The 22,779-nt window shown below is 65.9% G+C and carries 21 protein-coding genes; 17 read left to right on the forward strand and 4 right to left on the reverse strand.

Going from position 1 to position 22,779, the window contains the following annotated elements:
• The first annotated feature begins 15 nt into the window (after positions 1-15).
• From F455_RS0112645 to F455_RS22090, 10 genes are all read left to right on the forward strand, one after another.
• On the forward strand, positions 16-921 hold the full coding sequence (locus F455_RS0112645; RefSeq protein WP_018973665.1) for a dihydrodipicolinate synthase family protein: 906 nt from the start codon (positions 16-18) through the stop codon (positions 919-921).
• A gap of 1 nt (position 922) precedes the next feature.
• The gene (locus tag F455_RS0112650; protein ID WP_018973666.1) at positions 923-2,527 is read left to right on the forward strand and encodes an aldehyde dehydrogenase family protein; all 1,605 of its coding nucleotides are present in this window, start codon (positions 923-925) and stop codon (positions 2,525-2,527) included.
• Entirely contained in the window at positions 2,524-3,729 is a 1,206-nt protein-coding gene (locus tag F455_RS0112655; protein ID WP_018973667.1) for a M24 family metallopeptidase, read from the forward strand. The genes F455_RS0112650 and F455_RS0112655 overlap by 4 nt, the downstream gene beginning before the upstream one ends.
• A gap of 175 nt (positions 3,730-3,904) precedes the next feature.
• A complete protein-coding gene (locus F455_RS0112660; RefSeq protein WP_018973668.1) occupies positions 3,905-5,323 on the forward strand; it encodes an amino acid permease in 1,419 nt (472 codons plus the stop codon).
• 80 nt (positions 5,324-5,403) lie between these two features.
• Positions 5,404-6,216: a cyanophycinase gene (locus tag F455_RS0112665; protein ID WP_018973669.1), complete on the forward strand. Its 813-nt coding sequence runs from the start codon at positions 5,404-5,406 to the stop codon at positions 6,214-6,216.
• 5 nt (positions 6,217-6,221) lie between these two features.
• Positions 6,222-7,532 carry a metal-dependent hydrolase family protein gene (locus F455_RS0112670; RefSeq protein ID WP_033410026.1) on the forward strand — a complete coding sequence of 437 codons (1,311 nt, stop codon included), beginning with the start codon at positions 6,222-6,224 and terminating at the stop codon, positions 7,530-7,532.
• A complete protein-coding gene (locus F455_RS0112675) occupies positions 7,529-8,110 on the forward strand; it encodes an arsinothricin resistance N-acetyltransferase ArsN1 family B (protein WP_018973671.1) in 582 nt (193 codons plus the stop codon). Before F455_RS0112670 ends, F455_RS0112675 begins: the two co-directional genes overlap by 4 nt.
• 103 nt (positions 8,111-8,213) lie before the next feature.
• Entirely contained in the window at positions 8,214-10,013 is a 1,800-nt protein-coding gene (locus F455_RS20780) for a DUF1800 domain-containing protein (RefSeq protein ID WP_018973672.1), read from the forward strand.
• 7 nt (positions 10,014-10,020) lie between these two features.
• Positions 10,021-11,454: a DUF1501 domain-containing protein gene (locus F455_RS0112685; protein ID WP_018973673.1), complete on the forward strand. Its 1,434-nt coding sequence runs from the start codon at positions 10,021-10,023 to the stop codon at positions 11,452-11,454.
• The gene (locus tag F455_RS22090) at positions 11,451-12,227 is read left to right on the forward strand and encodes a cupredoxin domain-containing protein (RefSeq protein ID WP_018973674.1); all 777 of its coding nucleotides are present in this window, start codon (positions 11,451-11,453) and stop codon (positions 12,225-12,227) included. Before F455_RS0112685 ends, F455_RS22090 begins: the two co-directional genes overlap by 4 nt.
• 72 nt (positions 12,228-12,299) lie before the next feature.
• Here the strand turns inward: F455_RS22090 and F455_RS0112695 are convergent, their stop codons facing one another.
• The gene (locus F455_RS0112695; RefSeq protein WP_018973675.1) at positions 12,300-12,776 is read right to left on the reverse strand and encodes a c-type cytochrome; all 477 of its coding nucleotides are present in this window, start codon (positions 12,774-12,776) and stop codon (positions 12,300-12,302) included.
• 185 nt (positions 12,777-12,961) lie between these two features.
• A complete protein-coding gene (locus F455_RS0112700) occupies positions 12,962-13,879 on the reverse strand; it encodes a sigma-70 family RNA polymerase sigma factor (protein ID WP_018973676.1) in 918 nt (305 codons plus the stop codon).
• A gap of 216 nt (positions 13,880-14,095) precedes the next feature.
• Between F455_RS0112700 and F455_RS0112705 the strand changes: the two genes are divergently transcribed.
• From F455_RS0112705 to F455_RS0112720, 4 genes are all read left to right on the forward strand, one after another.
• A complete protein-coding gene (locus F455_RS0112705; protein ID WP_051084206.1) occupies positions 14,096-14,914 on the forward strand; it encodes an SDR family NAD(P)-dependent oxidoreductase in 819 nt (272 codons plus the stop codon).
• Between the two features lie 197 nt (positions 14,915-15,111).
• Positions 15,112-15,879 carry an SDR family NAD(P)-dependent oxidoreductase gene (locus F455_RS0112710; RefSeq protein ID WP_018973678.1) on the forward strand — a complete coding sequence of 256 codons (768 nt, stop codon included), beginning with the start codon at positions 15,112-15,114 and terminating at the stop codon, positions 15,877-15,879.
• 53 nt (positions 15,880-15,932) lie between these two features.
• Positions 15,933-16,496 (forward strand): elongation factor P-like protein EfpL, encoded by a 564-nt coding sequence (gene efpL / locus F455_RS0112715; protein WP_018973679.1) that lies wholly within the window; start codon positions 15,933-15,935, stop codon positions 16,494-16,496.
• Positions 16,493-17,017, forward strand: a complete 525-nt coding sequence (locus tag F455_RS0112720) for a GNAT family N-acetyltransferase (protein ID WP_018973680.1) — start codon at positions 16,493-16,495, stop codon at positions 17,015-17,017. The genes efpL and F455_RS0112720 overlap by 4 nt, the downstream gene beginning before the upstream one ends.
• On the opposite strand, the gene F455_RS0112725 is transcribed toward F455_RS0112720, so the two are convergent.
• Positions 17,006-17,470 (reverse strand): NUDIX hydrolase, encoded by a 465-nt coding sequence (locus F455_RS0112725; RefSeq protein ID WP_342662054.1) that lies wholly within the window; start codon positions 17,468-17,470, stop codon positions 17,006-17,008. The two genes, F455_RS0112720 and F455_RS0112725, sit on opposite strands and share 12 nt — an antisense overlap.
• A gap of 248 nt (positions 17,471-17,718) precedes the next feature.
• On the opposite strand from F455_RS0112725, the gene F455_RS0112730 reads away from it, so the two are divergent.
• The 3 genes from F455_RS0112730 (at position 17,719) to F455_RS0112740 (ending at position 21,187) form a co-directional block, all read left to right on the forward strand.
• Positions 17,719-19,194, forward strand: a complete 1,476-nt coding sequence (locus tag F455_RS0112730; RefSeq protein ID WP_018973682.1) for an amino acid permease — start codon at positions 17,719-17,721, stop codon at positions 19,192-19,194.
• A 105-nt stretch (positions 19,195-19,299) separates the two neighbouring features.
• Positions 19,300-20,757, forward strand: a complete 1,458-nt coding sequence (locus tag F455_RS0112735; RefSeq protein ID WP_018973683.1) for an amino acid permease — start codon at positions 19,300-19,302, stop codon at positions 20,755-20,757.
• Between the two features lie 16 nt (positions 20,758-20,773).
• Complete coding sequence (locus F455_RS0112740; RefSeq protein WP_018973684.1) at positions 20,774-21,187, forward strand: hypothetical protein; 414 nt, start codon at positions 20,774-20,776, stop codon at positions 21,185-21,187.
• 36 nt (positions 21,188-21,223) lie between these two features.
• On the opposite strand, the gene F455_RS0112745 is transcribed toward F455_RS0112740, so the two are convergent.
• Positions 21,224-22,708 (reverse strand): DNA recombination protein RmuC, encoded by a 1,485-nt coding sequence (locus F455_RS0112745; protein WP_026293343.1) that lies wholly within the window; start codon positions 22,706-22,708, stop codon positions 21,224-21,226.
• Positions 22,709-22,779: the final 71 nt, after the last annotated feature.

A 22,779-nucleotide genomic window follows, 5' to 3' on the forward strand; every position in this document is an offset into this window, starting at 1 on the left:
CTAGGAGACCTTCGCATGAGCAACCCTTCGATCTGGCGCGGTGTGATCACCGCAATCACCACGCCATTCACCGCCGACGGCCAAGTCGACCACGCCTTCATCGCCGAACACGCGCGTTGGCTGATCGATTCCGGCTGCACCGGCATCGTTCCTCTCGGCTCGCTCGGCGAAGCGGCGACGCTGGGGTTCGATGAGAAGCTCGCGATCCTGCGCACGCTGGTCGCGGCGCTCGGCGAGCGCGCGCCGGTGATTCCGGGCATCGCCGCGCTGTCCACCGCCGAAGCCGTGCGCCTCGCGCGCGAGGCGAAAGCGATCGGCTGTCGCGGTCTCATGGTGCTGCCGCCCTATGTCTATTCGACCGACTGGTGCGAGATGGGCGCGCATCTGCGCGCGGTGATCGAAGCGACCGACTTGCCGTGCATGATCTACAACAACCCGATCGCCTACAAAACCGATTTCTCGCCCGCGCAGATCGCCGAGCTCGCGCAGCAATATCCGAACGTGCAGGCGGTGAAGGAATCCTCGGGCGACGTGCGCCGCTTCGCCGCGATCAAGAGTCTGCTCGGCGATCGACTCGAACTTCTGGTCGGCATGGACGATGCGATCGTCGAAGGCATCGCGATGGGCGCCACCGGCTGGATCGCCGGCCTGGTCAATGCCTATCCGCGCGAATCGGTGAAACTGTTCGAGCTCGCGCGCGACGGTGGATCGAAAGCTGCAGCCGAGCTCTACGCGTGGTTCTTGCCGCTGCTGCGCCTCGACACCGTGCCGAAGTTCGTGCAACTGATCAAGCTCGTGCAGGAGAAGGTCGGCAGGGGCAATGAGCGCGTACGCGCTCCGCGACTCGTGCTCGAAGGCGCCGAGCGCAGCGCAGCACTCGCGGTGATCGACCACGCCATCGCGACTCGACCACAGTTGTGACATGAACGCCTTCGAATCCGTGCTGATCGGCGGAACCTGGCGCGCTTCGCAGGACGCGCGCGCGAGCTTTCGCGCCTTCGACCCGACCTCGGGCGAGGAGATCGGCCCCCAGTTCCCGCTCAGCGGCGCCGCCGACATCGAGGCCGCGCTCGCTGCGGCGAGCGAAGCCGCCATCGCGCTCGCGGCTTGCGCGCCGGAGCGTATCGCCGGGTTTCTCGACGCCTACGCCGCGGCGATCGAAGCCGACGCGGAAACGCTGGTCAACCTCGCCCACGCGGAAACCGCGCTGCCGCGTGAGCCGCGCCTGGCCAAGGTCGAGCTGCCGCGCACGACGAACCAGTTGCGTCAGGCCGCACAGGCCGTGCGCACGAGCTCGTGGACGCAGCCGACGATCGACACGCACGCCGGTCTGCGCTCGCATTTTGCGCCGCTGACGAAACCCGTGGTCGTGTTCGGGCCGAACAACTTTCCGTTCGCGTTCAACGCCGTTGCCGGCAGCGATTTCGCCAGCGCGATCGCCGCGCAAAATCCGGTGATCGCGAAAGCCCATCCCGCGCATCCGGCGACGAGCAGACGCCTGGCCTACCTGGCTCATCTCGCCGTACTTGACGCCGGATTGCCCGCGGCGAGCGTGCAGATGCTGTACGACTTCGATTACACGCTCGGCGCCGGGATCGCCGGCGACGCACGCGTCGGCGCGATCGGGTTCACCGGCAGCCGCGCGGGTGGACTCGCGCTCAAGGCCGCAGCCGATGCAGCCGGCGTACCGATCTATGCGGAGATGTCGAGCGTCAACCCGGTGTTCCTGCTGCCCGGCGCGCTAGCCGAGCGTGGCGCCGAGCTGGCCCAGGAATTCTTCGCCTCGTGCACGCTCGGCAGCGGCCAGTTCTGCACCAACCCGGGCGTCATGGTCGTTCCGCAGGGTGCGCACGGCGACGCCTTCGTCGCCGCAGCGAGCCGGCTGTTCACCGATGCGCCCGCGAGCGTGCTGTTCTCGCAGCACGTGCGCAACCAGTTCCGCCGCGGACTGGCGGCACTCGTGGATGCGGGCGCTCAAGTGCTCGCGCACGGCAGGGACAGCGCCGAAGCGGGGTATCGCCAGGCTCCGGCCCTGCTCGGCGTCGATGCGCGCCAATTTCTCGCCGCCACACAGGCGTTGATGACCGAGGTGTTCGGCCCAGCCAGCCTGATCGTGCGCGCAAGCGGCATTGCGGAGATGGTCGCGATCGCGCGTGCCCTCGACGGCAACCTCACCGGCACATTGTATACAAGTAAACAAGATCGCATCGACGACGACGCGGCGACGGAAATCGCCCGTGCGCTGCGCCCGCGCATCGGCCGCCTGATCGGCAACAAGATGCCGACCGGCGTCGCGGTTAGCGCGGCGATGAACCACGGTGGCCCCTATCCGGCGACGAGCCATTCCGGTTTCACCGCAGTCGGCATGCCGACCGCGATCCGCCGCTTCGCGGCGTTGCACAGTTACGATCAGGTACCGCCCCGGTTGCTGCCGGAAGATCTGCGCGATGCGAATCCGCGCGGCTTTCAGCGCCTGGTCGACGGCGTCTGGACGACTGCCAACGTCGCCGCGGGGGAAACCTCGTGAGCGCACAGATCGGACATCTGACCGACGCCGATGCCGAAACCCGGCTCGCGCCATGGGCGCGGCTGGCCACGCCGATCGCGCGCACCGAGTACGAGGCACGCATCGAGCAAGCGCGTGCGCTGCTGCGCGAGCATGGCAGCGATGCGCTGCTGATCACCGCCGGCGCGTCGCTGCGCTACTTCTGCGGTGTGGCCTGGGGAGCAAGCGAGCGCCTTGTCGCGCTGTTGATCACGCCGGCCGGCGAGCCGATCGCGATCTGCCCCGGCTTCGAGGTGGCGACGCTGCAGCACGTGCTTGCGATTCCGGCGCAGCTGCGGCTCTGGGAGGAGCACGAGAATCCCTACACTCTCGTCGCAGCAGCAATGACCGAGCGCGGTGCGCGCTCGCTCGCGCTCGATCCGGCAGCGCCATTCTTCGCCTATGCCGGCCTGCGCGGCGTGCTCGGCACCGGCGCGATCGTCGATGCGCAGGCGATCGTCGACGGCTGCCGCGCGCGCAAGTCGCCGGCCGAGCTCGCGTTGATGCAGCAGGCCTGCGACATGACCCTGCAGGTGCACCGACTCGCCGCCGGCATCGTGTACGAGGGCATCACCACCACACAGCTGAAATACTTCATCGACCGCGCCCATCGCCGCCTCGGCGCGGACAACGGCTCGACCTTCTGCATCGTGCAATTCGGCGAAGCAACCGCGCATCCGCACGGCATCCCCGGCGAGCAGCGCCTGGGCGAGAACGAACTCGTGTTGATCGACACCGGTTGCAGCGTGCAGGGCTACAACTCCGACATCACGCGTACCTACATCTATGGCAGGCCTTCAGCGGAACACGCGCGCATCTGGGAACTCGAACGCGCCGCGCAAGCCGCGGCATTCGCCGCCGTGCGCCCCGGCGTTTCGGGCGAGGCGGTTGACGCCACCGCACGCAGCGTGCTCGCCGGCAGCGGACTCGGACCCGACTATCGCCTGCCCGGCATGCCGCACCGCACCGGCCACGGCTGCGGGCTGTCGGTGCACGAAGCGCCCTACGTCGTGCGCGGCAACACCACGCCGCTGGCACAGGGCAACTGCTGCAGCAATGAGCCGATGATCGTCGTACCAGGCAAATTCGGCGTGCGCCTCGAGGACCACTTCCACGTGACCGAAGACGGCGCCGCGTGGTTCACTCCACCGTCGCCCGCTATAGACCAACCGTTCGCCGACTGATTCGGCGCACCTCGAAAAACCTACTACGCTCGATAATTTGCGCGCCGGCGGTGCTCGGAATCCTCATGTACTCGACTGTACACTCCGGTTCCTGCGCTCCGGCGACGCGCAAATTCTCTTCGCTCGCTACGGTTTTTCGAGGCGCGCCAATCCATAGACTGAGGAGCGCAGCCGCATGACGATTCTCGCCGCACTGTTCCGCCGCAAATCGGTCGCCATGCTCCAGGCCGAAGCCGCACAGCGTGGCGAACTGCGTCGCGTGCTCGGCCTGTGGCAGCTCACCGCGATCGGCCTCGGCGGCATCATCGGCGTCGGCATCTTCGTGCTGACCGGCACGGTCGCGGCGACGCAGGCCGGGCCGGCCGTGGTGCTGTCGTTCCTGATCGCCGGCATCGCCAGCGCCGCTGCGGCGCTGTGCTACGCGGAGTTCGCCGGGCTGATTCCTGTTTCCGGCAGCGCCTACACTTACGGCTACGCCGTGCTTGGCGAATTCGCCGGCTGGATCATCGGCTGGGATCTGCTGCTCGAATACGCATTGATCGCCGCGGTCGTCGCCGTCGGCTGGTCGGGCTACGTGCAAGCGCTGCTCGAGACATTCCATGTGCCGTTGCCGGTGTGGGCGCAGGGCGCCTGGGGCAGCGCGCCGGGGCGACTGTTCAACCTGCCCGCCGTGCTGATCTCGCTCGCGATCACCGCCCTGCTCGCCGCGCGCATGGAATGGGGCGCGCGCTTCAACACGCTGATCGTCGCGATCAAGATCGGCGCGGCCGCGCTGATCGTGATCGCCGGCGCCGCCTTTGTTGATCCGGCGCGCTGGCATCCGTTCATGCCGTTCGGCATGCATGGCGTCGTCACCGGCGCGGCGATCGTGTTCTTCGCCGTGTTCGGCTACGACATGCTTACGACCGCAGCCGAGGAAGCGAAGAACCCGCAGCGCGACCTGCCACGCGCGGTAGTGTTGTCTCTGGCGATCGCGATGACGCTGTATTTCGCGATCTGCCTCGTGCTCACCGGCATCGTGCCTTACACGAGCTTGAACAACGACGCGCCGGTCGCGCATGCGTTCACTGCGATCGGGCTGCCGCAGGTGATGATCGCGATCTCGCTCGCCTCGATCTGCGGCATCACCAGCGTGATCTTCGCCAACCTGCTCGCCGGCGCGCGCATCTGGTTCGCGTTGTCGCGCGACGGACTCCTGCCCGGCTGGTTCGCCGCCGTGCATCCGCGCTGGCGCACGCCGCATCGCACGACAATATTGCTCGGCCTGGTCACGGCAGTCGCGGCCGGCCTGTTCCCGCTCGACGAGCTGGCCAAGCTCGTCAATATCGGCGTGCTCGGCGCGTTCATCGTGATCTGCAGCGCGGTCGCCGTACTGCGCTGGCGCCAGCCCAACCTGCAGCGTCCATTCCGTACGCCATTCGTGCCGCTCGTGCCGATCATCGGCATCGGCTTCTCGTGCTGGCTGATCTGGGGCCTGCCGTACACGACCTACCTGCGTTTTCTCGCCTGGCTCGTACTCGGATGCGTCGTGTACTTCGGTTATGGCCTGCGCCACAGCCGACTCGCCGCGGCAGATGAAGATGCCCGGCACTAGCGACACGAAAGAGCGCCTGCGACCAACTTGTCTTTTCTTCGCGGCTATAATCGAATCCTTACCAGCGCGAAGGAAACGCCTTGCCCGCTCGCCTCGCTCCAGACCAGTCCCGCGGTTATCTGATTCCGATCGGCACGCAGGCGCGGCCTGACGGCTATACCGAAATCTTCCGGCGCATGCTCGCCATGTTCAGCCAGCGGCCGCAGATCGTCGTCATCAGTGCGCAGACTGCGGGCGACGCGGCTGCGGACGACATCGAGGCCGCGCTGCTCACGCTCGGCGCGGGGCAGGTGCACCGGCTCGCGCTGACCAACCGCAGCGACAGTGACCATCCGGCCGCCTTGGTGCTGCTCGAACGCGCCGACCTTGTCGTGCTCAGCGCCGATAATCCATTGCGCCTGTCGACCCTGCTCGGCGGCACCCAGCTCGCGCGCATGCTGCGCCGGCGCAATGCGGACGGCGTCGCCGTCGCCGGCATCGGCCCGGGCGCGGCGATCCTCGCCGAGCACATGCTCGCCGGCGGCGCGCACGGACCGACGCCGCGCATGGGCAGCGTCACGCTGGCGCCGGGGCTCGGCCTGTCGAACCGCCTCGTCATCGACCAGGGCGGCGCTGGCGCGGACCGGCTTGGCCGCCTGCTCGCCGCACTCGCGCTCAATCCGTTCGCGCTCGGCATCGGCATCGATCCGGACACGGCCGCGTTCATCGGCCCCGACAACGTGGTCGACATCGTCGGCCACGGCGGCATCACCGTCGTCGATCCGTCCGATGTCGGCCATTCCAACGTCGCCGAGGCGGGACCTGCCGGGCCGATCAGCATCACCAACCTGCGCGTGCATGTGCTCGTGCACGGCTCGCGCTACGATCTGGACTTCCGCCGCTCGATCAGTTGAACGCGATGCGTACCCTGCTTGCCGTTTGTGCTCTGCTCTGTGCCTGCGCGTCGGCGCAAGCTGCGACCACACTGCTGCGCCCCGCCCGCGTCTGGACCGGCAACGCCAGCGAGGCCGCGCATTCCGGTTGGGTCGTGCTCGTCGACGGCGAGCGCATCGTCGCCGCCGGACCGGCCGAGTCGATCAAGGCGCCGGCCGAGGCGAAGATCGTCGACCTACCCGACACGACGCTGCTGCCGGGCCTGATCGATCTGCATGCGCACCTGTTCCTGCATCCGTACAACGAGGTGAACTGGAACGATCAGGTGCTCAAGGAGCCGCCCGCGTATCGCACCCTGCTCGCCGCGCAGCACGCGCGCGACACGCTGCTCGCGGGCTTCACCACGCTGCGCGATCTCGGTACCGAGGGTGCGGGCTACGCCGACGTCTCGCTGCAACGCGCGATCGACGAGGGATTGATTCCCGGCCCGCGTTACTTCGTCGCCACGCGCGCGATCGTCGCGACCGCATCGTATGGCCCGGGACCGCGCGGCTTCCGCCCCGACATCGACCTGCCGACCGGCGCGCAGGAAATCAGCGGCATCGACGCCGGCATTGCCGCGGTGCGCGAACAGGCCGGTCACGGCGCCGACTGGATCAAGATCTACGCCGACTACCGCATCGGCCCCGGCGGCGAGGCGCGGCCTGCGTTCACCGAGGCGGAACTCAAGGCAATGATCGATGCCGCGCACCTGTCCGGCCGGCCGGTCGCGGTACATGCGACCAGCGATGCGGGCGTGCGCATGGCCGTGCTCGCCGGCGTCGACACGATCGAGCACGGCGACGAGGCGAGCGCCGACACGTTCAAGTTGATGCAGCAGCGCGGCGTCGCTTATCTACCGACGCTGACCGCGGTCGAGGCGATCGCGCAGTATGCGTCCGCCTCGGACGCATACAATCAAGCACGGATTGAAAAGTATGAGGCGGGCAAGACGCCGCCGTCGAAGCGCATGCAGGAATCGGCCAACGCATTCCGCACCGCATTGAAGGTCGGCGTGAAGATCGGCTGCGGCAGCGATGTCGGCGTGTTCGCCCACGGCACGAACTGGCGCGAGCTCGAATGGATGGTCAAGCTCGGCATGACCCCAACGCAGGCCCTGCTCGCCGCAACGAGCGTCGATGCGGCGATCCTGCGCAAGCAGAACGAATTCGGCCGCATCACGCCCGGACTGCGTGCCGATCTCGTCGCCGTGGCGGGCGATCCGACGCAAGCAATCGAAGCAGTCAGGCACGTGACCTTCGTGATGAAGGACGGCAAGGTTTACCGCGCGCCATGAACACCGGAGTGACGCTGCGCGTGGCCAGCGCGGCCGATGCCGCTGCGATCCGCGACATCTACGCGCCGCACGTCGAACACGCGGCCGTTTCGTTCGAGACCGAAGTGCCGAGTGTCGCGGCGATGGCCGCGCGCATCGCGAAACTGTTGCCGACGCATCCGTGGCTCGTCGCCGTGGTCGACGATCGCGTGGCAGGCTACGCGTACGCCGGCCCGCATCGCGAGCGCGCCGCGTATCGCTGGTCGGTTGAAGTCACCGCCTACGTGCATGCGCAGTTTCACGGGCGCGGCATCGGCAAGCGTCTCTACGCCGCGCTACGTGCCGTGCTGCAAGCGCAGAACTATGTCAACGCATACGGCATCATCACGCTGCCGAACGCGGCCAGCATCGCGCTGCACGAAGCCTGCGGCTTTCACCGTTGCGCGCTGTTCCGCCACGCCGGCTACAAGTTCGGGGCCTGGCACGATGTCGTTTGGTGGCAGTCGCAGATCGGCGAGCCAGCGTCCGTTCCGGCCGAACCGATCGCCTTCGCCCAACTCGACGGCGAGACCATCGCACAGGCGCTGATCGCAGGCTGAGTTGATCGCTGCGCGAACCGTGTCAACCATCATCGTGCGGCAGCGTTGCTTGGGTTAAGCTCGGCTCGGGGGATCCGGTGCAAACTTCTTTGGGGAGTTGTCCATGCAGCCGTCTTCGCCTCGCAGATTTTCGTTCCGGTGCGGAATAATCGGCGCCTCCGGCCTGGGCAAACCTATTGTTGCCGCCGCCGCGCTGCTCTGCGCCGGCATTGCGCAAGCCGCGAACACGCCGCCGCGATTTCCGCTGCCCCGGCAGACGCGCGATCCGATCCGCCTCGCTCCGCCGCTGGTTCAAGACGTGCCGGCAGACGACGCACAGGCCGCCCGCTTCCTGACCATGGCCACGTTCGGCCCGACGCCCGCCGCGATTGCCGAACTGCGCCAGCTCGGCTACCACGCCTGGATCGTCAAACAGTTCGCCATGCCGGCCACGCCGATGCGGCCCTACGTCGAATCGCTGGACAAGGCGGTGCAGAATCCGGGCCAGAACGACCGCATGGAAGCATGGTTCAACAATGCGATCACCGCGCCGGACCAGTTGCGCCAGCGCGTCGCCTGGGCGCTGTCGCAGATCATGGTCGTCTCCGACCAGTTCGCCGGGTTGAACCAGGACCCGATCGCGCTGGCCGAGTACGACGACATGCTCGCGCGCGACGTCGGCGGCTGGACCGATGCCAACGGCATCTCGCACGCAGCGACGTTCTCCAACCTGATTTACGACGTGACGCTGAGCCCGGCGATGTCGAAGATGCTCACCTACCTGCGCAACCAGAAAGGCGACAGCAGCAAGGGCACCTCGCCTGACGAGAACTACGCGCGCGAGGTGATGCAGTTGTTCACGATCGGCCTGATCCTGCTCAACCCGGACGGCTCGCAGAAGCTCGACGCCAACGGTCAGCCGATCCCGACCTACCCGCAGGCAGCGGTCTCGGCCTACGCGCGCATCTTCACCGGCTGGAGCTACTCGACCGGTTTCAACTCCAACCCGCTGAACTACCAGAACTGGTCGGTGGCCGAGTATCAGCCACTGGTCTGCTACGACGCCTATCACGACTTCGGCGCGAAGACGCTGATCAGTTATAGCGGCAACTACGGCACGAATTCCGACGCGCTCGGCGTCCCCGCGAACAATTCCTGTGCTGCCGACCTGCAGCAGGGTCTGGCGATTCTGGTCAATCATCCGAACACCGCGCCGTTCATCTCGAAACAGCTGATCCAGCGCCTGGTCACGAGCAATCCGACACCCGCCTACGTCAGCCGCGTCAGCGCGGTGTTCGGCAGCAGCGGCGGCGACCTGAGCAAGGTCGTCACGGCGATCCTCACCGACAGCGAGGCGCTCAGCGGAACGTTGCCCGCGCAGTACGCGGCGAGCTACACCTTCGGCAAGGCGCGCGAGCCTTTGCTCAAGCTGACCGCGTTGTGGCGCTACTATCACGCCGCAGCGTCGGTCGGCCTGTACACCTTCAACAATCCGCAGAGCGGCTACGCCGAGCGACCGCTCGGGGCTTCGTCGGTATTCAATTTTTATTCGCCGTTCTACGCGCCACCGGGCGAGATCGCCGACAGCGGCCTGGTCGCTCCGGAGTTCCAGATCATCAACGAGTCGACGGTCGCATCGAGCGCCAATGACCTCACCGCGCGCAGCAATGCCTACGTCGGCAACAGCGGCAACAAGCCGGAGACGATCGCGATCGACCTGTCCTCACTGACCGCGATCGCCAACGACGCGAACGCGATGGCCGAGCAGATCAATCACGACCTGCTGTACGGCCGCATGAGCGCGGCGATGAAGGCCAGCCTGGTCAAGATGATCAACGCGATTCCCGCAACGAGCGCGGTCACGCGCGCACAGGCGGCGCTGCAGCTGACCCTGATCTCCCCCGAATTCGCGATCCAGAAGTGAGCGCGCCATGAGCTATTCATTCAATCCCTCGCGCCGCCTGTTCCTGCGCGATGCCGTCTGCTCGAGCCTCGCCGCGGCCACGAGCGGCGCATTGATGACCCAGTTCGGCCTGGTCAATTCCGCGCTCGCGGCACCGTTCTGCGGCAGCTACGGCGACGTCAACGACTACAAGGCGCTGATCTGCCTGTTCCTGCTCGGCGGCAACGACTCATGGAACATGCTGATCCCGAGCGATGCGACGCGCTACGCGACCTACAGCGTCTCGCGCAGCGGCGCCGCACCGACCGGCATGGCGATCGCGCAGAACACGCTGCTGCCGATCAACGTGCTCAACGCGGGCGCCGGCGAGAGCTACGGCCTGCATCCGAATCTGCCGGAGCTGCAACGCGTGTTCAACAACAGCAACGGCGCGTTCGTCGTCAACGTCGGCACCGCCGTGCAACCGATCGTCAAGACGCAGTACCTGAAACCGGGCTACCCGCTGCCACCGCAGTTGTTCTCGCACGCCGACCAGCAGGCACAGTGGCAGTACGGCCAGCCCAAACAGAACGGCACGACCGGCTGGGGCGGCCTCGTCGCCGACCGCCTGCACGTGCTCAACGCCGGCGCGACGATTCCGATGTCGATCTCGCTGAGCGGCCAGAACCGATTCCAAGCCGGCGCATCGGTGCAGCCGTACTCGATCTCGTCGAACGGCCCGACCAGCCTCGCCGGCTACACCGGCAGCACGGGTCCGGCGCGGATCACTGCGCTTGCGGAGATGCTTGCCGAAACCTATGCCGACCCCTTGTCGCGCGCGTACACGGGCAAGGTCGGCAATGCGCTCGACTACTACAACACGATGACCGCCGCGCTCGCGCAGGCGCCCGCGCTGACGACGGTGTTTCCGGCGAACAACCCGATCGCCGCGGCGCTCGCCGAAGTGGCCAAGGTCATCTCGATGCGCGGCATGCTCAACGCGAAGCGGCAGATTTTCTTCATCGGCTACGGCAGCTTCGACACGCATGCGAACCAGCTCAACGACCAGCCCAAACTGCTGACCACCGTCTCGCAGGCGCTCGGTGCGTTCTACGATTGCACGGTCAACGACCTGAAGATTCCGCAGTCGATCACGACGTTCACGCTGTCGGAATTCGCGCGCACGCTCAATTCGAACGGCGACGGCACCGATCACGCCTGGGCCGGCAATCAGTTCGTGATGGGCGGCGCGGTGAAAGGACAGAAGCTCTACGGCGCGAACGCGGCGAGCGGGCACCTGTTCCCCGACCAGACGCTCAACGGGCCCGATTGCCTCAGCCGCGGCCAGATGATTCCCGCGGTCTCGAGTGATCAGTACTCGGCGACGCTCGCGAGCTGGCTCGGCGTGCAGGATTGCGACATCGCGACGATCTTTCCCTACGTCGGCAACTTCGCGACGAAGAACCTGGGTTTCCTGTCATGACGACGCATCGTTCCCCACTCGCTGCCCTCCTCTTCGTGTTCGCCGGAATTTTCAGCGCGCCCGTCGTCGCCAGCGATCACCAGGTCAGCGTCGGCGGCAGCAACGATGCGTTTTCGCCGTCGACCCTGACGATCAACGCGGGCGACACGGTCACGTTCTCCGAAGTGTCGGGGTCGCACAACGTCGTCTCCGACACGACGGGGCTATTCCGCTGCGCAAACGGCTGCGACGGCGACGGCAAGGGCGGCAACGGCAATGTCGCCGACAACAACTGGAGCGTGACGATCAGCTTTCCGACCGCGGGCACGTTCGGCTACTACTGCGAGGCGCACGGCGCCCCCGGCGTGGGCATGCATGGCACGGTCCGCGTCAACGCGGTCGCCTTCGCCATCACGCCGGGTATCACCGGCCTCTGGTACAACAAGAACCAATCCGGCCAAGGCTTCGACGTGCAAGTGCTCGGCAACGGCAGCATCGTTGCGATCTGGTACGTGTTCGACAACGCCGGCAATACTCTGTGGCTGTTCGGCCAGGGCAGCTACAGCGGCGGCATGGCGACGCTGGACGTCTACACTTCGACCGGCGGCCTGTTTCCGCCAGCCTTCGATCCGGCGACGGTCGCACGCAACAAATACAAATGGGGCACGTTCACGCTGAGTTTCAGCGACTGCAACACCGGCACCGCCTCGTGGGTGCCGCTCGTCCCGGGCTATACGAGCGGCTCGATGCCGATCACGCGATTGAGCGGCGTCGGCGGACTGGCCTGTCCCTAGGCCAGACCTCACACGCACTTTCCGTTACCAGGAATTTTCCACGGCGAATCTCGGCTTCCTGTCCTGACCGCCCTACGGAAGGAACTGCACGACAGACCCTGACGTGGGCTGACCCGGCGGAACATAGGCCGGCGCGGCGGTGCCAGCCGGGCCGAGCGTTTTTACGAACGCGTAGATCGCCTTCAGGTCCTCGTCGTTCATCGCGCGCACGTTGAACCACGGCATCGGCGGACGCGGCTGCATCGTGCGCGCGTGCGTGAGCCACTGCTGCTCGCTCAAGCCGTTCAACAGCAGGCGCAGGTTGGTCGCATAGGTCGTGCCCCACGGGCCCTTCCAGCCGAGCGCGTCGCCCGTGAGCCACAGCTTCTCGTCGACCTGGCCGGCTTGCGGGGCGTAGCCGGGCGTGTGGCAATCGTTGCAGCCGCTGGTGCGGACGAGGTAGCGGCCGCGCTGCGCCTGCGGCGACATGGCAGTGGTTTCCGCGGCGGTCGCCGCGAAGCTCGCAGCGGCCAGCACCACGGCCGCGAGCAGGGATGTCTTGAACTTCATCGGGATTTCCTCTTGTCTCGATTACCGAAAAACGGTCGAACCGATCGTTCGACTCGGCATAGTTAGCGGAACAGGAGGAAATTCGGCTCATCGAAGCGCCGCGCCCCCGGCAGGGCGCGTGGAACGTGCGCCGCATCGCAGCGAGCCCATGACGGCGGCAAGCCTCCGGGGAGAAGGAATGCGCTTCAGGCCAGCGTCGCGAACTCGGCACCTTCGACCGCGTAGCGTGCGTAGCGGAAATCGCGAATACCGACGAGACGATCGCCATCCCAGCTCAACAACACGAAATAGATAGGCGCTCCCGCGGTATCGTGCGGATCGAAGGCGAGCGCCGCGGGCCGGCCGTCGACGCTGCCAAGCACGAAACGCCAATCCGCGAGCCGTTCGTACTGGCCGTAGTAGGTGCCGACTTGCGTGCGTCCGCTCAGGCGCGTCCTCGCGACGAGATCGAGGCGCACCTCGTCGGCGAGCATCGCGCGCAACGCATCGAAGTCGCGCGCATTGAAGCGGTCGATGTAGGCCGCGATCAGCGCCTGTTCGCGCTTCGACGGGGCCACGACGCGAGTCGGCTCCGCTTCGAGGGAAAGCTCGCGCAGGCGCGCGCGTCCACGATGCAGCGCCGCCTTCACCGAGGCGATCGTTGCGTCGTCGAGCACACCGGCGATCTCCTCGATCGAGTGACCGAGCACGTCTTTGAGGATCACGCAGCTGCGCTGCGATGCCGGCAATCGCATGAAGGTGCGCAGGCTCGTTTCGACGGCCATATGTTCGTCCTCGATCGCAACGGAGGTGGCCAGCATCGCAACGTCTTCGTCGGAATGAACGGCTTCGCGCCGCGCGCGCTGGCGCAGATGATCGAGCGCGGCGTTGTGGGCGATGCGGAACATCCAGGCGTCGGCATCGTCGATCGCGCCGGCGCCGGGCAATGCTTCGAGCGCCTTGGCCAGCGCCTCCTGCAGCACATCCTCGCCGTCGACGACCGATCCGGTCATGCGTGCGCAGTAGCGATGCAGCCTCGGCCGGAGCGCGGCGATCAGGCGATCGAACGCCGCAGCATCCAGAGGCTGCACGGCGGGCACCGCGTCCGATCGCGTCGATGTCATGCGTGCCAGGTGTCGCGAGTGTGAAGGGAGTGGCGTTGCACGGGATTCCTCATCATTTTCGCAAATGCATTGTGCGCGTTCTCTCCAGGAGACGTTGCCGAGTGGGCAAAGGATTCGCCATTGCCGAAATTTTTCGCAACCGGCCGGATCGTTCTCGCCCGCGCATTCGTCCCCGAATGCGTACCACCAACTCCCACCGGATACGAGGAACGCAACATGCCTTCGCCTGCTGAAAAACCCATTGCCAATCCCGACACCAACCCGATCGAACCATTGCACGAGCTTTCCGGCAAGACAGCGATGATCGTCGGCGCCAGTCGCGGTATCGGCCGCGGCATCGCCCTGGCCTTTGCCGGAGCCGGCGCGCGCGTCATCGCCGTGTCGCGTTCGAGCACGGAGTTTGCCGAAGCCGGCGCAAACACTGGCGAGATCAGGCAGGAAATCGCGGACGCCGGCGACGCCGGGCTGCCCGCGTTGCTGCTCGATCGCCACGACCCGGACGTCGTCGTCCTCGTCGCCGGCGCGATCCCGCCCATGCTTCCGCTGCAGCAACAGAGTTGGGAGGCATTCTCGGCCAACTGGCAGGCAGACGTGCGCATCGCCTTCCACTGGCTGCGCGAGATCCTGCTGAAACCGTTGCGCCCCGGCAGCCGCGTGGTCGTCTTCAGCAGCGGTGCCGCGCTCGGCGGCTCGCCGCTCAGCGGCGGCTACGCCGGCGCCAAGGCGATGCAGCGTTTCCTCGCGGCCTACGCACAGAACGAGGCTGTGCGCGGCGGACTGGACATCACTTTCACCGCGGTGCTGCCGCGGTTCTCGCCGCAGACCGGTGTCGGCAAGGTGGCAGTGCAGGCCTACGCGGCGCGTGCCGGCCAGTCGGTCGAGGCATTCCTGCAGTCGTTCGTGCAATCCTCCGGCCCGCTGCTCAGCCCACAAATCGCCGGCGCCGCCTTGCTGCAACTGGCGACACTGGATGCCGCCGATTTCGCGCCGGCCTACCTGCTGACCGGTGCCGGTCTGCAGAAGCTGCCTAATTGATCGGACTAGAACCTATCTCAAACGTAGCGAGCGAAGGCAGTTCGCGCGTCGCCGGAGCACAGGAACCGGAGTTTACTGGTAGTAAATGAGGATTCCGAGCACCGCCGGCGCGCGAAATGTCGAGCACAGTAGTTTTGAGATAGGTTCTTGAAGCCTTGCTACAATCCGCGCCCCTATCCGCCTCAGGACGCGCGCTCATGCAACTCGATCAGGTCAAGGCCATCGTCACCGGCGGCGCATCCGGGCTTGGTTTCGGTGTTGCCAAACATCTCGTCGCGCATGGCGCGAAGGTCGCGCTGTTCGACGTCAGCTCGGAGAAAGGCGCGCAGGCCGTCGCCGCACTCGGCACGAACACGCGCTACTTCAACACCGACGTGAGCAACGAGGAGCAGGTCGCGGCGAACGCCAAGGCTGCACAGGAATGGCTCGGCGGCCTCAACACCGCGATCAACTGCGCCGGCATCCTCGGCGCCGGCCGCGCACTCGGCAAGGAAGGCCCGATGCCGCTGAAGACATTCGCGACGACGGTGACGGTCAACCTGATCGGCAGCTTCAACGTGGCCAAGGCCGCCGCCGACCTGATCCAGCACAACGCGCCCGGCGAGGATGGCGAGCGCGGCGTGATCGTCAACACCGCATCGATTGCCGCGTTCGAAGGCCAGATCGGCCAGGCCGCGTATTCGGCGTCGAAAGGCGGCGTGGTCGGCATGACCTTGCCGCTCGCGCGCGAGTTCGCGCGCATCGGCGTGCGCGTGATGACCGTCGCGCCGGGCGTGTTCCATACGCCGATGGTCGAGGGCATGCCGGAAAATGTATACAATTCGCTTTGTGCGCAGGTGCCCTATCCGTCGCGCCTCGGCACGGCGGAAGAATTCGCCGACGCGGTCGCGTTCATCCTGCAGAACCGCTACATGAACGGCAGCGTGATCCGCCTCGATGGCGCAATTCGCCTCGCCCCGAAGTGACTGTTCTTCCCTTCTCCGATCGGGAGAAGCTCTATTTCCCCGCTGGAATTTAAATGAAAGCCTTCGAAGTCAAACGCGGCAACGTCGTCGAGTACAACGGCAAGGTCTGGCAGATACGCGAAATCGAGCGCAGCGCGCCGCAAGGACGCGGTGGCAACGTCACCTTCCGCTTCGTCATGTACTCGGTGCCGGGTGCGCAGAAGCTCGACATCTCGCTGCGCGCCGACGATGACCTCAAGGAAACCGAACTCGTGCGTCGCGCGGCGAATTTCTCGTACAAGGATGGCGATGCGTTCGTGTTCATGGACAACGAGGACTACACCCAGTACACGCTCGATGCGGTGACGGTCGGCGACGCGGCCGGCTACATCGTCGAAGGCGTGGAGGGCTACTACATCCAGTTGATCGACGACGCACCGATCGGCCTGCAGGTGCCGGCAACGGTGACGCTGCAGGTGGTCGACACCGCTCCGGAACTGAAGGGCGCCTCGGCAACCAAGCGCTCGAAGCCGGCCAAGTTGAACACTGGCATCGAGATCCAGGTACCCGAATACATCACCAACGGCGAAGCGGTGCTGGTTAACACGACGACCGGGGAATTCTCGGGCCGCGCGTGACCGCGACGCAGGTCCGCCGCGCGAGCGCCGCCGATGCCGCCACGCTGGCGGCACTGGCCGAACGCACTTTTCGCGACACGTTCACCGAGGTCAACACGCCGGAGAACATGGCGGCGCATGCTGCGGCGTCCTACGGCATCGACAAACAGCGCGAGGAAATCGAATCCGATCGAATCCGCACGCTGCTCGTGGAACTCGACGGCGTCGTCGCAGGCTACGCGCAGCTGCGCAACGGCCACCACCCCGACTGCGTGAGTGCGGAAAACGCCATTGAACTCTGGCGTTTCTACATCGATCGCAGCGGGATCGGACGCGGCCTGGCGCAGCGTCTGATGCAAGCCGTCGTTGCCGAAGCCGCCGAATGGAACGGCCGCGCGCTCTGGCTCGGCGTCTGGGAGCACAACCCGCGCGCGATTGCGTTCTACCGCAAATGCGGCTTCGTCGAGGTCGGCGCGCACGTGTTCCGTCTCGGCGACGATGCGCAGACCGATCTGATCATGCAGCGCGAGCTAGCGCGCTAGCCATTTGCGCGCCATGCGGCGCAGCGATTCATCGGCGGTTTCGTCCGCCGCGAGTGCCGCGATGTCGCACCAGGCCAGTGCATGCGATTCGTCGCTGACGACGAACGCTTCGCCTGCGGTCGCGCGCACGACGTAGCGCACATCGTAATGCCAGTGCGCAGCTTCGCTGCCGCGCGCGGGAATTTCGTGTCGATCCAGGTCGAAGATCTCCGCTTCGGCGACGAGCCCGGACAGGCCCGATTCCTCCTCCGCCTCGCGCAGCGCGACGCGCGCGAGATCGACGTCGCCGTCGGCATGGCCGCCGAGCTGCAGCCAGCGATCAAGCTTGCGATGGTGGGTCAGCAGCACGCGCGTGCCACCGCCATCGACAAGCCAGGCCGAGCCGGTCAAGTGACCGAAGCGAAGACTGCGCTCGGCCGCGTCAGCCCGAGTCGCGACGAAATCGCTGAACAAGGAAATGACTTCGTGTTCCGCCTGATAGCGCGAGGCATAGCGCGCGAACGCGGCCAGCCAGTCATGCTGCCAGGATTGCAGGGAATGCGCGGATTCGTCGATGGCCTTGTGCGTCACAGCTTGCCCGATGCGGAGGGGTCGCGTATTTTACCGGGACAAGTTCGGGCCTGCGGGACCCGGGTAAACTCAAAGACGGCCGCAGTCGTTGCCGCGAGCCGCCACCACACCACCAGATCTGGGGATACATAATGGTTTTCTGGCGCGTCAAGCCGCTCGACAAGATCCTCGAAACAGCAGAAAAGAAATCGCTCAAGCGCCAGCTCGGCCCCATCCAATTGACCCTGCTCGGCATCGGCGCCGTGATCGGCACCGGTATCTTCGTGCTGACCGCCGAGGCCGGACAGAAAGCCGGCCCGGGCATGATGCTCGCCTTCGTCATCGCGGCGATCGTCTGCGGCCTCGCCGCGCTGGCCTACGCCGAACTGGCCTCGATGTTGCCGGTTTCGGGCTCGGCCTACACCTACAGCTACGGCGTATTCGGCGAATTGGTCGCCTGGGTCGTCGGCTGGGCGCTGGGGCTGGAGTACGGCATCGGCGCTGCCGTGGTCTGCGTCGGCTGGTCGGGCTACATGAACGGCCTGCTCGCGGCGAACGGTTACGGCCTGCCCGAAGCGCTGCGCACGGGGCTCTATGCGGGCGGGTCATTCAACCTGCTCGCCTTCCTCATCGGCCTGGCGGTCACCGTACTGCTCGTCATCGGCACCTCGAAGAGCGCACGCGTCAACGCGGTGCTCGTCGCGATCAAGATCGTCGCGCTGACCGTATTCATCTTCCTCGCCGTGCCGGCGGTGAAGAGCAGCAACTTCGAACCGTTCCTGCCCGGTGGCTGGGGCAGCCCACTCGGCGGCGTCGGCGTGCTCGGCGCGGCGGCGTCGATCTTCTTCGCTTACGTCGGCTTCGATGCGGTCTCCACCGCGGCCGAGGAAACGAAAAATCCGAATCGCAACATCCCGATCGGCCTGATCGGTTCGCTGACCGTCTGCACGATTTTCTACCTGCTGGTCGGCTACGGTGCCGCAGGCTCAGTCGGCGCGCAGCCGATACTCGGAGCGAATGGCATGCCGCTCGACCCGGGCACACCGGAAATGATGGCCGCCTGTGCGAACTCGCAGGCCCTGGTCTGCAGCCGCGAGCCGCTCGCACACGTGCTGCGTCTGCTTGGCTACGTGCGCATCGGCGACCTGATCGGCATCGCCGCCATCCTCGCTCTGCCGTCGGTCATTCTGATGATGATGTTCGGCCAGACCCGCATCTTCTTCACCATGTCGCGCGACGGCCTGCTGCCTGAAGTGCTGTCCAGAGTGCATCCGAAATTTTTCACGCCGCACGTGATCACGATCCTGACCGGCATCGTCGTTTCGCTCAGCGGCGCGCTGTTCCCGGTCGGCAAGCTCGCCGACACCTCGAATTCCGGCACCCTGCTCGCGTTCGCGATGGTCTCGCTCGGCGTGTTGATCTTGCGCAAACAACAGCCCGATCGCCCGCGGCCGTTCCGCACGCCGATCGCCTGGTTCGTCTGCCCGCTCGCCGTGGTCGGCTGCCTGCTGCTGTTCGTCAACCTGAGCATGACCGCGAAGCTGGTCTTCGCCGTCTGGGCGATAGTCGGTCTGATCCTGTATTCGACCTATGGCTACAAGCGCAGCCAGCTCGCCAACGGCAACTGACGGCGTGCCGCATTGAAAACGTTCGCAGCGCACGCAACTTAGCCGGAACCCGCCGACCGAAGGCCGACGTTATCGCGTCGGCCTTTGTTTTTTGAGAATACGCAAATGCTCAAGCAACTCCTGCGCACCAAGCACCCGCTCGCAGTCAACAACGAGGCCGGCGAAATCGAACTGCGCCGCACGCTCGGCCCCTGGGGCCTGACCGCGATCGGCATCGGCGCGGTAATCGGCGGCGGTATCTTCGTCATCACCGGCAACGCCGCGGCGGAACACGCGGGTCCGGCGATCATGCTTTCGTTCGTGCTCGCGGCAATCTGCTGCACGTTCTGCGCGCTGTGCTACGCCGAGTTCGCGGCGATGGTGCCGGTATCGGGCTCGGCATATTCGTATACCTACGCCACGCTCGGCGAAGGCGCTGCCTGGTTCATCGGCTGGATGCTGATTCTCGAGTACGGCGTCTCCGCCTCCGCGGTCGCGTCGAGCTGGACCGGCTATTTCGTCAGCCTGCTCAGCCACGTCGGCATCCATCTGCCCGACGCGCTGATCAACGCGCCGCTCGACGCGCATCTGAAGCCGACCGGCGCGGTCGTCAACTTGCCTGCGATCGGCATCGTCGCCGTGTTGACCGGCATCTGCTACGTCGGTATCAAGGAATCCGCCGGCGTCAACTCCGCGATGGTCGCGCTCAAGATCATCCTCATCGTGCTCGTCATCTTCGCCGGCTGGAGCTATGTCGACACGAGTCTGTGGACGCCATTCATCCCCGAGAACACCGGCCCGCACCAGTACGGCTGGTCGGGTGTGCTGCGCGGCGCGTCGATGGTGTTCTTCGCCTACATCGGCTTCGAGGCGACCAGTGTCGCCGCACAGGAATCGCTCAATCCCAAGCGCGACCTGCCGATCGGCATGCTCGCCTCGCTCGCGATCTGCACCGTGCTTTACATCGCGATGGCAGCCGTGCTCACCGGCCTGATGCCGTACACGCAGCTCGGCACGAGCGAACCCGTCGTTACCGCGGTCGCCAGTCACCCGCAGCTCGCCTGGCTGCGCTGGATCGTCGAGATCGGCGCACTGATCGGCCTGTCGAGCGTGATCCTGTGCATGTGCATCGGCCAGCCGCGCATCTTCATGATCATGGCCAACGACGGCCTGCTGCCGCCGGTATTCACGCGCATCCACCCGAAATACCGCACGCCGCACATCAACACGCTGATCACGGGCGCTGGTATCGCGCTGCTCGCCGGTGTGTTCCCGCTCGACATCCTCGGCGACCTCACCTCGATCGGCACGCTGATCAGCTTCGCCGCGGTCTGTGCCGGCGTTTGGATCCTGCGCATCGCGCATCCGGAAATTCCACGCCCGTTCCGCATCCGCTACGCACCGCTGATCTGCTTCCTCGGCATCGCTTCCTGCTTCGCCCTGCTTTCCACGTTCAGCGGCTACAACTGGTGGCTGACCTTCATCTGGACGTTCGCGGGATTCGGACTGTATTTCGCCTACGGCTATCGCAAGAGCAAACTGCATCGCGAAAGCGTTGCAACGGCGGCCACTGCATCGACCTAGCTATACCGGGATCGCAATGCCATTCAGCGTTCGGCTTCCGCAGCTGCCGAAGCATATCTGGTGGTTGCTCGCTCTGTATTGCTGCGCAAGCTTCATGCACTTCGCGCACAACGCGGAATACATTGCGTTCTATCCCAACATGCCGCGTTGGATCACGCGCGAGAACGTCTACTGGGCGTGGCTCACGATCACTGTTCCTGGAATTGCGGCGTTGGCCGCAGCGTCGTTTGGATGGCGCGCAATCGCGGCGCTTCTGCTCATCGTCTATGCGAGCTTCGGCCTGGACGGATTGGGGCACTACGCACTGGCACTGTGCTCCCAGCACACGCTGGCGATGAATTTCAGCATCTGGCTTGAAGTGCTTGCCGGCGTGGTGCTGGCGATCTGTGCGGCGAATCATTTGCGCAAAATAGCAGTCGCGCAACGTTGACGTTCCTGCGCGGGCGAGCCGATGCGTCGCTCGATCCTAACTGTCCAGCCTGCCCTGCACCTCGTCGAGCTGGGCACGCTCGACCTGCACTTCCGGCAGCGCCTTGCTCGTACGCGCGCCCAGTTCGCGCAGTTTCTCAACCTGGCCGATCAAGTTGCCGCGGCCCGTTTCAAGCTTGCCGGACGCAGATGATAACGCGTTGCGCGCAGCATCGAGCTTGCTCTTCGCTTCGTTCAGATCTTCGATGAAGCCGACGAACTTGTCGTAGAGCTTGCCGGCGCGGTCGGCGATCTCGACGACGTTGCGGTTGCGGTCATCATTGCGCCACAGACTCGCCACGGTCTGCAGGGTGGCGAGCAAGGTCGAAGTGGTGACGATGACGACTTGCTTCTCGAGCGCGAACGCGTGCAGGCCTTCGTCGCGGTGCACGGCTTCGATGTAGGCGGCCTCGACCGGAACGAACATGAGCACGAATTCGAGCGAGTTGACGCCGGGAAGGTCGCTGTAGCGCTTGTCGGCGAGTTCCTTGACGTGGCTGCGCAAGGACGCAAGATGCGCGCCGAGCTGGGTGTCGCGCTCGGCATCGTCGGCCGCGGCGCAGTAGCGCTCGTACGCGGTCAGCGACACCTTCGCATCGACGACGATGTCGCGCCCTTCGGGCAGGCGCACGATCACGTCCGGCCGCGCGCGGCCACCGGCTTCGTTCTGGAACGTCGCCTGCGTTTCGTACTGTCTGCCCCGCTGCAGGCCGGACGCTTCGAGCAGGCGTTCGAGCACGAGTTCGCCCCAGGCACCCTGGGTCTTGCTCTCGCGCGTGAGCGCACGCGTGAGGTTGCGCGCGTCCTCGTCGATACGCTGGTTGAGGCTCTTCAGCGCATCGATTTCGGCCTTGAGCAACTGGCGCTCGCGGCTTTCCTTGTCGTAGACCTCGCCGACCTGCTTCTTGAATCCGTCCAGTTGCTCGCGCAGCGGCGTGAGCAGACTGCCAAGCTGGCTCTGGTTCTGTTCGGCGAATTTCCTGCTTTTTTCTTCGAGCAGATCGCCAGCGAGCGCCTTGAACTGGTCGCTGAGGTTTTCGCGCACGCGTTCCAGCAGCGCGATCTTCTCAGCTGCGGCCTGATGCTGTTCCTGCGCGCGCGTGGCGGTTTCGGTGATGCGCTGTTCGGCGCGCTGCGTCGCCTCGCGCCATTTCTGCGCTTCGGCGCGCGCGGCGGAAAGCTCGGTGTCGAGCTGGCTCAAACGTTCCAGGCGCCCGGCAAGATTCGCGCGCTCGTTGCCGAGCACGAACAGCGTCTTGCGCTGTTCGGCCAGTTCGTTCGAAACGACGGCGTGCTCGCCCCGCAATCGCTGCACGTCGTCGAGTGCCGCGTCGCGCTCGGAGGCAAGCTGGGCGACTTCCGCATCGCGACTTGCGCGCCCGGAGCCATGCGCACGCGTGCGCACGCGTGCCCACGCGATCAGTGCGCCGAGCGCGAACGCACTCAGCGCGATCAGGCCCCACAGGGCATAGTCGTTCGGCATCGGCGACATCGTCGTCCATCACAATCCGGTGGGATGCGATTGTGACAGCGCCGCGTCTCAGTTGGCGAGAC

Source organism: Rudaea cellulosilytica DSM 22992, assembly GCF_000378125.1.
GTDB classification, from domain to species: Bacteria; Pseudomonadota; Gammaproteobacteria; order Xanthomonadales; family Rhodanobacteraceae; genus Rudaea; species Rudaea cellulosilytica.